The 12,537-nt window shown below is 52.9% G+C and carries 8 protein-coding genes; 2 read left to right on the top strand and 6 right to left on the bottom strand.

Annotated features, from left to right (window positions below):
• Positions 1-20: 20 nt before the first annotated feature.
• From CWS43_RS16155 to pqqU, 3 genes are all read right to left on the bottom strand, one after another.
• Positions 21-824 carry a hypothetical protein gene (locus CWS43_RS16155; protein WP_101078035.1) on the bottom strand — a complete coding sequence of 268 codons (804 nt, stop codon included), beginning with the start codon at positions 822-824 and terminating at the stop codon, positions 21-23.
• 214 nt (positions 825-1,038) lie between these two features.
• The gene (locus tag CWS43_RS16160; RefSeq protein ID WP_101078036.1) at positions 1,039-3,432 is read right to left on the bottom strand and encodes a glucose/quinate/shikimate family membrane-bound PQQ-dependent dehydrogenase; all 2,394 of its coding nucleotides are present in this window, start codon (positions 3,430-3,432) and stop codon (positions 1,039-1,041) included.
• 190 nt (positions 3,433-3,622) lie between these two features.
• Positions 3,623-5,776: a TonB-dependent receptor PqqU gene (gene pqqU / locus CWS43_RS16165; RefSeq protein WP_101078037.1), complete on the bottom strand. Its 2,154-nt coding sequence runs from the start codon at positions 5,774-5,776 to the stop codon at positions 3,623-3,625.
• A gap of 787 nt (positions 5,777-6,563) precedes the next feature.
• Here pqqU and CWS43_RS16170 point away from each other — a divergent pair.
• Complete coding sequence (locus CWS43_RS16170; RefSeq protein ID WP_101078038.1) at positions 6,564-7,322, top strand: alpha/beta hydrolase; 759 nt, start codon at positions 6,564-6,566, stop codon at positions 7,320-7,322.
• Between the two features lie 24 nt (positions 7,323-7,346).
• Here the strand turns inward: CWS43_RS16170 and CWS43_RS16175 are convergent, their stop codons facing one another.
• The 3 genes from CWS43_RS16175 to rhaS (CWS43_RS16185) all read right to left on the bottom strand — a co-directional run bounded on the left by CWS43_RS16175 (position 7,347) and on the right by rhaS (CWS43_RS16185) (position 11,105).
• On the bottom strand, positions 7,347-8,441 hold the full coding sequence (locus CWS43_RS16175) for a hypothetical protein (RefSeq protein ID WP_101078039.1): 1,095 nt from the start codon (positions 8,439-8,441) through the stop codon (positions 7,347-7,349).
• Between the two features lie 194 nt (positions 8,442-8,635).
• Entirely contained in the window at positions 8,636-10,075 is a 1,440-nt protein-coding gene (aldA, locus tag CWS43_RS16180) for an aldehyde dehydrogenase (protein ID WP_101078040.1), read from the bottom strand.
• A gap of 211 nt (positions 10,076-10,286) precedes the next feature.
• Positions 10,287-11,105, bottom strand: coding sequence for an HTH-type transcriptional activator RhaS (gene rhaS / locus CWS43_RS16185; RefSeq protein ID WP_101078041.1), 819 nt, complete (start codon positions 11,103-11,105; stop codon positions 10,287-10,289).
• 401 nt (positions 11,106-11,506) lie between these two features.
• On the opposite strand from rhaS (CWS43_RS16185), the gene rhaS (CWS43_RS16190) reads away from it, so the two are divergent.
• Complete coding sequence (gene rhaS, locus CWS43_RS16190; RefSeq protein ID WP_013578029.1) at positions 11,507-12,499, top strand: rhamnose ABC transporter substrate-binding protein; 993 nt, start codon at positions 11,507-11,509, stop codon at positions 12,497-12,499.
• Positions 12,500-12,537: the final 38 nt, after the last annotated feature.

A 12,537-nucleotide genomic window follows, 5' to 3' on the forward strand; every position in this document is an offset into this window, starting at 1 on the left:
CTGAAATACCCGCTAATGACTTAATCCATACAATCTTTTTTATTGTAGGAATACGATTTTTCAGTCAACCCTTGCGTATACACGTATTCAACCTGCAGACCATATTTTTGCACCATATTGCCCGCGCAGTAAGCACGCGCAAAATTAGCCCGGCTTTGGGTTTCGAGCTGAGAATCGCTGATATCAGCCAGACGGGTATTCTCGACGGAGTAGGTATAAATAAGCGTTTTATCACTGAGCTCGGCACTTTGCACAACGGTGTAATAATCAAGCCTGGCCGGGAAGTTGCCTTTGGCATTGGCCTTGTCAAGTTGCTGGTGGAATTCGTGCCAGGCTTTCTGCGGCGAATCGGTCGTCAGGAATTTCACGCTGGCAACGAATCCGATGCATATCGCCGCACACAGCGCCGTGAGTAACATCACTTTCGTGCCGCTGACATCCTGCGAACGCGCTTTTGAGTGATACCAGAACGTGCCAACAACACCGCCGGAAAAAAACATCATAAACATGACGAAGAATACGATATTACCGCTGCTGTACGTCACGGGCGCATAGACTTTATCCAGCACAAACAGCAAGAGCATCAGCACCGCACAAACCCTGCTGCGCCGGTAAATACCGTATGCCAGACCACAGCTTACGAGCACATAAATAAGGTTGAAATAGACGAGTACAGCCCGGACGCCGCTCATCCAGAAATAAACATCCAGCGCAACGGTAATCAGCGCCGAAGCCACTGCGGCCGCCCAGCCGTTTTTTATCAGGCGATTGATCGAAGGTGAAACGATATTGTTCTCACTGATCTTTACATCCATGTCGGTCATTTCATTTTTCCTTGTTGTTTATGGGCGAACTGCCGCGCATGCCTTATAAAACATTCTGGCCGCAGAGTAAAAATTATACCCGAATTCAAAGATTAAGAGAGTATCGGCAGAACAGCAGAAACCATGAGATGGATTTTGAAAGGGATATCATAGAGGCAAAAAAAGGCCGCTTTCGCGGCCTTTCCATTAACTTCTCACTTTCTTCAAACGCGGATTATTTCGCGTCGGGCAGTGCGTAAGCGATGATGTAATCGCCCAGTTTGGTGCCAAACGATCCGTGACCACCGGCTGCGATAACAACGTACTGTTTGCCATTCACAGAGTAAGTCATCGGGGTGGCCTGGCCGCCAGCTGGCAGACGGGCTTCCCACAGTTTGTCACCGTTGCTCATGTTGAACGCGCGCAGGTAGTTGTCTGCGGTTGCCGCGATGAAGAACACGTTACCGGCAGTAGAAATCGGTGCGCCCAGCATTGGCATACCCATTTTGAACGGCAGCGGAACCGGTGAGCTGTCGCGCACGGTGCCGATACGTTTTTTCCACACGATGTCGTTGGTTTTCAGGTCAACGCCGGAGATGTAACCCCATGAAGGCTGTTTACATGGGAAGCCCAGCGGAGACAGGAATGCGTTCAGGGTGACCGCGTAAGGCACGCCGTACTGATGCTGGATACCAGACTCAGAACCGGAACCGCCTTTATCGTTAGCATCTGGCTCGATCGGGTTACCCGGGCCACGTGGGATCAGTTTAGACACGAACGGCAGAGCGATCGGGTTAGCGATAGCCACCTGACGATCGGTATCCACAGAAATACCGCCCCACTCGAACATCCCCAGGTTACCCGGGAATACCAGCGTGCCCTGCTCGGAAGGCGGCGTGAACGTCCCTTCGTAACGCAGTTTGTGGAAGATCACACGACACATCAGCTGGTCGTAGATCGTTGCGCCCCACATGTCCTTGCCGGTCAGTTTGGCTTCAGGACGGAAGGTCAGTTTGGAGAATGGCTGAGTCGGAGACACATGGTCGCCTTTCGCCGCACCCTGCGGAACAGGTTTTTCAGGCGCATCAACAATCAGCTTACCGTCACGACGGTCCAGCACGAAGATGTTACCGGTTTTGGTCGGTACATAAATCGCAGGAACTTTGTTGCCGCTCTTGTCAGTAATATCAGCCAGCGTCGGCTGCGCCGGAACGTCCATATCCCACAGATCGTGGTGAACAGTCTGGTAGAACCACGCCAGTTTACCGGTGGACGCGTTCAGCGCCAGCAGGCCGCTCGCGAAACGTTCCATATTTGGCGTACGGTTGCCGCCCCAGATATCCGGAGTAGCTACGCCGATTGGCAGATAAACCAGATCCAGTTTGTCATCATAAGACGCCGGAGCCCATGAGTTCGGGGAGTTCGCCACGAAGTGCTCGCCTTCAGCAGGCAGCTTGTTCGGATCAGACGCGCCCGGATCGAAGGCCCACAGCAGTTTACCGGTCTCAACGTCAAAACCACGGATCACGCCAGAAGGCTCGCGGGTTGAGTTGTTATCGGTTACCGCACCGGCAACAATGATCACAGATTTAGTGATGATTGGCGGTGAAGTCGGCTCGTAGTGGCCCGGAACCGCGTTAGGCATGTTGCTTTGCAGGTTCAGCTCACCGTTGTTACCGAATGCCGGGCAACGTGCGCCGGTTTCAGCGTCCAGTGCGAACAGACGGCCATCGTTGACAGGCAGAATAATCCGACGTGAACAAACAGCAGGTGCTGCGCCGTTAGTTTCGGTGCCTTGCGCGGCTGGCGTGGTCTCATGATAAGACACACCACGGCAGGTTACGTGCTGGAAAGTCGGGTTGGAGTTGAGCTGCGGATCAAATTTCCACTTCTCTTTACCGGTCGCGGCATCCAGAGCAAACAGTTTCTGGTGTGGCGTACACAGGTAAAGCATGTCGCCGATTTTGATTGGCGTCACTTCATCGGTGATTTCACCCGGATCGTTAGCCGTTTTCAGGTCGCCGGTGCGGAAAGTCCAGGCCACATCCAGCTTGCTGACGTTCTGATCGTTGATCTGGCTCAGCGGCGAGTAACGGGTACCGCCCTGAGTACGGCCATACGCAGGCCAGTCACCGTCAGGAATACCGGAATCCGATTTTGCAGGCGCAGAATCTGCCGCTTTAATCGTCCCGTTAATGACCTGCGGGTCGTTGAAGATGGAGTAACCCAGAACGATCACGGTGAACACCAGCGACAGCGCCAGTGCGCCACGCGCGAAAGCGTTCTTAGCGATCATCTGGTTATAAACGACGGGCAGCAGGATCCACAGGCCGAGGAAGAAGGTGACGTCCAGACGCGGTGTCAGCGCCCAGAAGTCAGTGCCCACTTCCCACACAGCCCAGATGGTGGTACCGAACAAGAACACGGCGTACAGCAATAATGCAGAGGAGCGACGGCGGAACAGCAGCCACGCAGTAACCAGCGAAATCACACCGGCAATAATGTAATAAAGAGAACCACCTAATTTCGCCAGCCAGATACCGCCGACTAAAAGATAAATCCCGCTTAACGCGGCGAACAAAGCGGTAATTATTACGACGATGCGTGATAACGAGGCTTTCGTTTCCATAGTTGATGACCTTACAGATTTTTATAATCGTCGATTCAGGTGCGCTGAATCTTCAAGAACACCCGGTTTACACGGGCGTCATGCCTTGCGAATGCTGCCAGCGTAAATACGTGCAGGCGTCTGGCAGCTTCGCGGGGTACTTTTTACTGAATTAAAACGAACTTCTGTGACTGACTGAAAAACGTAAAACTTATTCGAAGCTATAAGAGAGCGTAGCTCCGCCACCGTAGTTCCTGCCAGGCGCCGGTTCGAAATAGCGCCCATTGCCTTCATTTACGATCACGGAACCGACATAACTTTTGTCGAACAGGTTGTCGACGCGGGTGAACAGGTCGAGCGTCACTTTGCTCCAGTTGAAGCGGTAGCCCGCACTCACGCTGGCGACGGTATACGCCGGAGCCTGTTCGCTGTTTTCATCATTCACTTCGATGTCGCTCATATAGCGGACATCTGCGCCAGCGTGCCAGCCATCAACCGGTGCCCATTCCAGCGAGGCGTAGCCCATATTGCGGGCGATCCCCGGCAGACGGTTACCCGCTGGCGTACAGTCGCCCGCGCCGCAGGTTTCGTTGCGGAATGTCGCATCGAGCAAGGTCCAGGCCATTTTCAGGCGCCAGTTCTCTTCGAACTGCTGATCTAATGACAGCTCCAGCCCGCGACGGCGGGTTTTCCCGGCGTTCATGTAGCTCGAACGGCCCCCGATGCTTTCGGCCACCACCAGCTCATCATCGGTATCGGTCTGGAACACGGCGGCGGTTGCTAAACCGTTGCCCACACGCCATTTGCTGCCGACTTCAACCGTCGTGCTGGTCGCCGGTTGCAGATCCAGATTCAGGCCAGACTTGCCGTCAGTACGGTAAGAAAGCTCGTTAATGGTCGGCGTTTCAAAACCACGTCCCGCAGACACATACGTATTCAGCGTTGGCGTGACCGCAAAGTTCAGGGACGCCATCGGCAACAGTTTGTGATAACGGCGTGAACCGCTGTCATCCGGATTGCTGCCGGTGATGTAGTAATCCGTTGAATCGAAATTGACGGTGCTGTAGCGCGCGCCGACATCCAGCGTCCAGCGCGGGGTCAGGTTCCACGTGGTTTGCAGATACGGGTCAAGGTTCCACATCACGTTCTTTTCGTTACGGCGCTCGTTGCCCTTCACGCCCAAATCGCCATCAGAATCGAAGTTCTCATAACCGAAACGGCGCTCGGTCATGGTTTCATAATCCAGGCCGCCGGTGACGGAGAACGGTACGGAGCCGATCTGATCGTCATGTTTCCAGCGGGTATCCACACCGGAATATTTACGCTCCAGCACAATCACGCCACCTGCGTTCAGCGGGTTTTTCTGCGTTGCGGCAGGAATGGTTTGATACTGCGTGGTGTGACGCTCGCCGTGATATGTCATCAGGCTGAACTCGTCGTTCTCGCCCATCTGACGCTGGTAGCGCAAACCAACTTGTGTCTGATCCAGGCTCTTACGGGCATTGTACTGATCGGCTCGCTTGGCCTGCGTCGGATCAGCGTGCCACTCAGATTCAGTCAGCCCGCCCGGATCGTTCGCATCCACGGACACGCTGTTAAACATCAGCGTCAGGGTGCTCGCGTCATCGATACGCACGCCCAGTTTGCCGTTACCGAGGTTTTTCTGCGTACCGCTGTGGTCACGGTAACCGTCGGTGGTGAAACGCGATCCGGAAATCAGGTAATTCACATCACCCGCGTGCGTGCCGTCGCCGGTTGCGCCGCTGGCTTTTATGCTGTTACGGAAAGAACCGTAGCTGCCGAAATAGGTACCGGCTTCGAGTTTGGTAGGCTGGGAACCGGTTTGGGTATCCACGTTCACCACGCCGCCGGAAGAGTTGCCGTAAAGCGCCGAAAACGGCCCGCGCAGGACTTCAACGCGATCAACAGAATTCAGGTCGATATTGGAGGTTTGCCCCTGCCCGTCTGGCATGGTGGCCGGAATGCCATCAACATAAATACGCACGCCGCGCACGCCGTACATGGAACGGCTGCCGAATCCGCGAACGGAAAGCTGTAAATCCTGCGCGTAGTTCTGACGGTTCTGCACCTGTAGACCGGGAACGCTGCCCAGGCTTTCAGACAGGTTGACCTGCGCTTTACTGTTTCTGAAATCGTCGCCATCAATCACGCTGACCGCTGCTGGCGTGTCTAATTCGGACAAACCGCCGGTGCTTTCACGCTTGATCACCATCAGGGAAGAGGAATCGGCATTGTCGTCCTGATCTTTATCGGGTGACGCTGTGGCTGTCTGGGCGTAACTGACTGAAACTGGCGTAAGAAATGACAAAAAGGTAAAAATAAAAGCAGAGGTTTTGGCGTTCACTTTATGAGTTCTTTTGTTTTAAGTTAAAAGGTCGAGTCAAAAAAAACGACTCACATCTCAATTTTAGACATTAGAAGTAGACAAAAATCGACCAATCTGATTGAGAGCGGTGAAGGGCGTCACTATAGTTTTTTTCTTCCTGTTAGTACATACGCAACTTTACAAATATAACTTTTTAACAAAATACCGCACGCAGAGTGCATTGAAACCAGATTTCAATTTAAATCCCCGCCCAGACATCGTGGGCTTAATTCACTTCTGATGTAATTTCTCTCAAATAGAATAAAACCCGGCTTTCGTTCGAAAATTTCAACGACAGTCGCACGGCCTTGATAGAAACTGAGATGGTAGCGATTACACTATATTTAACACTATGATAAATAAAAATTTATCGAATAAGCAAAAACATCCTAATAAGGTATTAATCCACACAAACCTTCGGATGAATAATTTGCCTTTCGACTTTCGAAATTCGCCCTGAAAAACGGGTCTGAGAATAAATATAGACCACAATTCTGAGACTGCGGAATATTCATCGTCTTTTTTTTACCCAATAAGTACCGGTTATTGGAACCAGGCTGTCTTTACAAAAGATATAAAATGGAGATGACCTCCGTCAGCCGAAATACCCACAATTAAATCGGGGAAAACGCTTTCACACTTTTATGCCGGCGCAATCCTTCATGACGATTTTGTCATAGTCATGTCACTTCCCTGTCAGAGCGTCAGGCCCAAAGTGGCATCACACCCTGATGTTCATTTCTGATTAAGCGAAAGAGGTAGTGCAATGCGTTTACGTTTAGCTTCAACATTGTTGGTCGCCGCAGCGGCGGCATTCGGTACCCAGGCGGCCACGGCAGCACCGGTAAAAAATATTGTGCTGGTTCACGGTGCGTTTGTTGGCGGCTCAGGCTGGCGCCCGGTATACGACATTCTCACGCATGATGGTTATAAAGTGACGCTGGTGCAGGAACCCCTGACGTCATTCCCGGAAGACGTCGCTGCAACCAAACGCATTCTGGATATGCAAAATGGCCCGGCGATCCTGGTCGGGCACAGCTATGGCGGCGCGATTATTACCGAAGCGGGTAACGATCCGCACGTGGCGGGGCTGGTTTATATTGCGGCGCATGCGCTGGATAACGGCGAAACCGAAGCGATAAACGGCAAGAAATTCCCGAATACGGCACATCCGTTTGTGAAAACGCCGGACGGCTTCCTGTATATCAATCCGGCCAATTTCCCGTCTGACTTTGCGGCCGACCTGCCACGCAAACAGGCTGAATTCGAAGCGCAGGCACAGATGCTGACGTCTGCCAGCGTATTCACTGCCAACATCCCGGATCCGGCGTGGAAAGTGAAACCAAGCTGGTACATGGTGGCGAAGGCCGACAAAATTATTAACCCGGATTTAGAGCGCATGTACGCCAAACGCGCACACAGCCACACGGTTGAAATCGCAGGGGCCAGCCATTCAGTGTATGAATCACATCCAAAAGACGTGGCAGCACTGATTGAACAGGCCGCGCAGGGGGCATTGAAGTAAAGAGGGCAGCATTTGCCGGTGCTGTTAGGCTTTCCGGCCCGATGTAATCATTGCGATCATATGGGAAAGCGCGTACACCACACTCCCGAGCAGTACGGCGGGAGTGAGGCTATCGAGCAGATGTCCGGGTTGTGCATCCGAATACATCACCAGCCCGGCGACGGCGAGGCTCATCATGGCGCCCGGAACGTGGATCCACCCGGTGAAACGTTCTTTCTTGTCTTTATACGCCGCAAACTCTCTGTCAATCCTGTCCAGCGCGTTACTCAGCCGTTCGCAATCATCATAATTATTACGAGCTTCCTCCGCTAACCGGCTGTTTTCATCTTCCAGCTCAGCAATTTGTTTTTTCAGTTTCGCTGTTTCAGTTTTTGCCGACTGCCCTTCGAACTCTTCGAGTTTAAGGCTTGCACGCAACTGCGTAATTTTACGGTTAGCCTCAGCGGTCAGCTCTTTTTGCTGCCCGAGCAGTGCGTAATTTCCATCAGCCCGGCGGTTTGCCGCGTGGCGCTTATCCTCTTCTTCCAGCACGCGGCGTTCAGATTCAGTTTCCACCAGGTTTAAACGCTGTTGCAGGGAATCGCGCGCGGCGGCCAGCGCCACCATCTGGTTGCCGGTGTAGGTGATCAGTTCATTGGCCGCATCCAGCTCAGCAGACTTTGATCTCCCGCTCGTCTGCTGGCGCGAGCGGATCAGGGCCAGATCGTCCGCGTACTGTTTTCTCTGGATTTCTGACTGGCGTTGCAGCTCGGCGACCCGCGTATTCAGGCGGATAACCTCGGCTTTCATCTGCTCAGAATCTGCGGGATTACCCATGCTGACTTTAGTGCGCGCGACGGCGAGTTCGTTCGTCAGGCTGCGCACCTGTTTTTCCAATGCAGCCAGTTTTTCGAGCGTGACGGCCGTATCCTTATAAACCGTTTTTGTTTTCGCCTTTGCACCGTTCTCCGCCTCGGAACGGCTAAAACTGACGCCTTTGAGCGCACTTTCCACTTCGCGGGCGATGGATATTTTATCCATCGTCTTCATCCGGTTGCAGGCGCTGGCCAGAAAACTGGCGGCCTCATGACCGTTCGTGGTGCCAAAAGCTTGTTTGATAAGGCTCTGTATCACGCTCATTTTGTCGTGCTCACTCGCAATAAATAGTCAGGACACACCGGGTGCACACCTGATTTACATGAAATGACGCTTTGCATCAAATAAGATTTTTTATATTTTCAGAACTTATTTTAAGCAAAAACAAAGCCGGAGTCAGGTTTCCCTGCTCCGGTTTAAGAGTTGCGGATAAGTCAGTTAAAACGGCGGGCGGAACCTCAGTGGAACTGCAAATAGGCCACATGTGTCTGCAGGTATTCCTGCAAACCGTGTTTACCGTCTGCACCGCCGACGCCGGATTTACGCCAGCCCGCATGGAAGCCCTGCATCGCTTCGAAGTTTTCGCGATTGATGTAGGTTTCCCCGAACTTCAGCTGTTTCAGCGCTTTCATCGCGGTATTGATATTTGAGGTATAGATCGAAGACGTCAGCCCGTATTCGCTGTCGTTGGCCATCGCGATCGCGTCTTCCAGCGTTTTGAACGTCGCAACCGGCAACACGGGGCCAAACACTTCTTCATGCATGATCGGCATGTCCTGCTTCACATCCACCAGCACCGTCGGCTGATAGAAGAAACCTTTGTCGCCGTGACGTTTTCCGCCCAGCAGCACTTTTGCCCCCTGCGAAACAGCTTTCGCCACTTTGTCCTCGACGCGTTTTAACGCCGCACCGCTGATAAGCGGCCCCATATCCAAATCCTTTTGTTCAGCGGTGTTGCCGAACGTGACTTTTTTCATCGCCTCGCTGATACGCGAAATGAATTCGTCGTACACGCCTTCCTGCACGTAAACACGCTCCGCACAGTTACACACCTGCCCGGTATTGATCACGCGTGAGCTGACAATAGCTTTAACCGCCAGCTCCAGGTCAGCATCATTCATTACAATCGCCGGGGCTTTACCGCCCAGCTCCAGCGACACTTTTGTCACGTTCTGCGCGGCGGCGGTCATGGTAGCGATACCGGCGGCGACGCTGCCGGTCAGGCTAACCATTCCGACTTTCGGGTTGGCGGCCAGTTCCTGCCCGACGGTCGGCCCGTAGCCGGTCACAATGTTCAGCACGCCTTTAGGCAGGCCAATTTTGTGGATGATTTCAGCAAAAATCACCGCGTTATTCGGCGTGATTTCGCTCGGTTTAATCACGATGGTATTGCCGGTGATCAGCGCCGGAGCCGCTTTGCGCGCAATCAGGAAGAACGGGAAGTTCCACGGCAGAATGCCGGTGGTCACGCCGATGGCTTTGCGGAACACAAAGATGTTTTCATTAGCCCGGTCACTCTGAATAATTTCGCCTTCGTAACGGCGCGCCCATTCAGCCATGTAATCGAGATAATCGGCGGTAAACAGCACTTCGGTTTGCGCCAGGCCGTAGGTTTTGCCGCCCTCGGCAATAATGGTTTCGGTCAGTTCGGCTTCACGTTCGCGGATCCCGGCAGCGATTTTATGCAGCCACACACCACGCTCCACCGCAGGCAAGGCTTCCCAGCCCGGCTGCGCGGCTTCGGCGGCATCAATGGCTTTTTTTGTGTCTTCCGCCGAGCCTTCAGGGATCTGCGAAATCACCTGTTCTGTGGCCGGATTTACCACGTCAATCCACTTACCGCCGGTGTTTTCAACGAATTCGCCGTTGATGTACATACGTTTTTGAACTGTGCTCATGTAAAGAGTCTCCAAAGACCGGATAGAGGTGATGAACGGATTGTTAAAAAATAAGTTCTTTTTTGTGAAGTTTTAACAGACTGTTCTATCCGCACCATTTTTACCTTTCCGTGGTTGCCAGTTGATTTTGAGAAATGGCAAAAATGTCATGGTCGGTCTGCCCGACATAACATTTTTGCAAATCAGAGGGAGTTATTAAGAAGAGCGAAGATCACTGCCGGATACTGCGGGGCGCATACCCAAATTCGCGTTTAAACAGGGTAGAAAAATAATTGCTGTCGCAAAAACCGCAGTTATGGGCGATCTCGGTGATCGGGCTGTCGCTGAAACGCAGCATGTTGCGCGCATTGAGCAGGCGCAGCCGGTTGAGGTAATTGAGCGGCGTGCAGCCGGTTTGCTGTTTCATCTGGCGATGCAGCGTGCGCAGGGACATGGAGAATTGTTCCGCCAGCACCGGCCAGTTGATCTCTTCGTCGTAATGCTCATTCATCCAGTCCAGCAGATTATTCAGGTCGCCGCCCTGCCCGCGATAGCCGACATCCCGGCGGCCCTGGCGCAGCAGCAATAAGAGCTGCATAAAATACAATTCCTGCTGCGCCTGTAATTCAGGGGACTGGCGGGCCGGTGCCTGTGCCAGCAAGTCGATCAGCGTTTTGGCCTGCACAATCTGATTCGGGCTGATACGCCAGTGTGCCGGATAAATGCCATCGACTTCCTTCGGCAATAAATCGCTGAGACCGCTGAGAAAACGAAATGCATTCGGGCTGCGGTACAGCACGTTAGTCAGATGCAGATTATCGGTATCTTCATAAAGATGGTGGTCGCAGTGGCGCACAAAGCAAACGCTGCCCGCACTGAGGATCAGCGGATGATCATTAAAAACGTGCGTCCCGGTGCCCTGTTCGACCAGCACAATCTCGTTGAAATCCTGGTGATGATGCTCAGGAAAAGTTTCCTGCGGATAACGTGGTTCAATGGTGACCGGGAAATCTCCTGAGGGGAAATACTCACTACTGCGTAACACGGTCATTTCCGACTCCTTATTAACATTATCGTAATATCTTAGTCCGCGCCGGGGCAGCCATTGGCCTGAAATTGTGATCCGCCAATCGCTTTTGAACAAAACCTTTATTCCCCGAACCGATCCGGCCCAATCCGGCGCACTACTTAGCTTTACACCTAATTCTGATCGGATTTTCCCCCAGGGTTAATCTGTGTTTTTCTGACCGTTTCGCGCCCTCCCAATAAGAATGTTATCAATTTGTGAGGTTGTTCTCCCAGACCTTTGTGTCTTTGCCATAGTTAACGCCGGACTGGCACTCGCGGAAAGGTCAGCCCGCCGGCAACCTCCTAGAGTCGTGATCATGCGCCTGGCGCGCCGGCAACTTTTGGGTCGTTAAACTTTATGCAGACTTATGCGGAGTACAAACAATGAAATTAAAACACGTACTGAGCCTCACCCTGATGGCGAGCAGCATCCTGCTGGCAGGCGCGGCATCGGCTGAAGTGAAAATTGCGCTGGTGGCGAAATCACTGGGCAACGGTTTCTTTGAAGCGGCTAACGTGGGCGCACAGCAGGCAGCGAAAGAGCTGGGTGATGTAAAAGTGATTTACACCGGCCCGACCACCACCACCGCCGAAGCGCAGATTGAAGTGCTGAACGGCCTGATCGCACAGGGCGTTGATGCCATTGCCGTTTCCGCCAACGACCCGGACGCGCTGGTTCCGGTGCTGAAAAAAGCCATGCAGCGCGGCATTAAAGTCGTATCCTGGGATTCCGGCGTCGCCAAAGAAGGCCGTCAGATCCACCTGAATCCGTCCAACAATGCGCTGATTGGTGAAACCAACGTCAAACTGGCCGCCGATGCACTGAAAGCGCTGAATGTCGAAAAAGGGGATGTCGCGATCCTCAGCGCCACACCGACCTCGACCAACCAAAATCTGTGGATTGCCGAGATGAAAAAGGTGCTGCCAAAGTATCCTTCCGTCAATCTGGTGACTGTGGCCTATGGCGATGATCTGTCAGATAAAAGTTATCGCGAAACTATCGGCTTATTGAAATCTTATCCGGATCTGAAAGTCATTATTTCCCCGTCTTCGGTCGGGATTGTGGCCGCCGCACAGGCAGTGAAAGATCAGGGTAAAATCGGCAAAGTTTACGTCACCGGCCTCGGTCTGCCGTCTGAAATGGCAGGCGCGGTGAAATCCGGCGCGACCAAAAGTTTTGCCATCTGGAACCCGATTGATCTCGGTTACGCGGCAACCTACCTGGCAGACGATCTGGTTAAAGGCACGGCCACCAAAACCGAAGCCAGCATGGGCCGTTTAGGCAAAGTGAAACTGGATGCGGACGGCAGTGGTGCGATGGCTGAACCGTTTGTTTACGACGCCAGCAACATCGACAAATTCTCGAAAATATTCTGATCCTGACGGCGGCTCATCGTTTTGCGGTGAGCCGTTTT

This window comes from Rahnella sp. AA (genome assembly GCF_002834385.1).
Classification (GTDB): Bacteria; Pseudomonadota; Gammaproteobacteria; order Enterobacterales; family Enterobacteriaceae; genus Rahnella.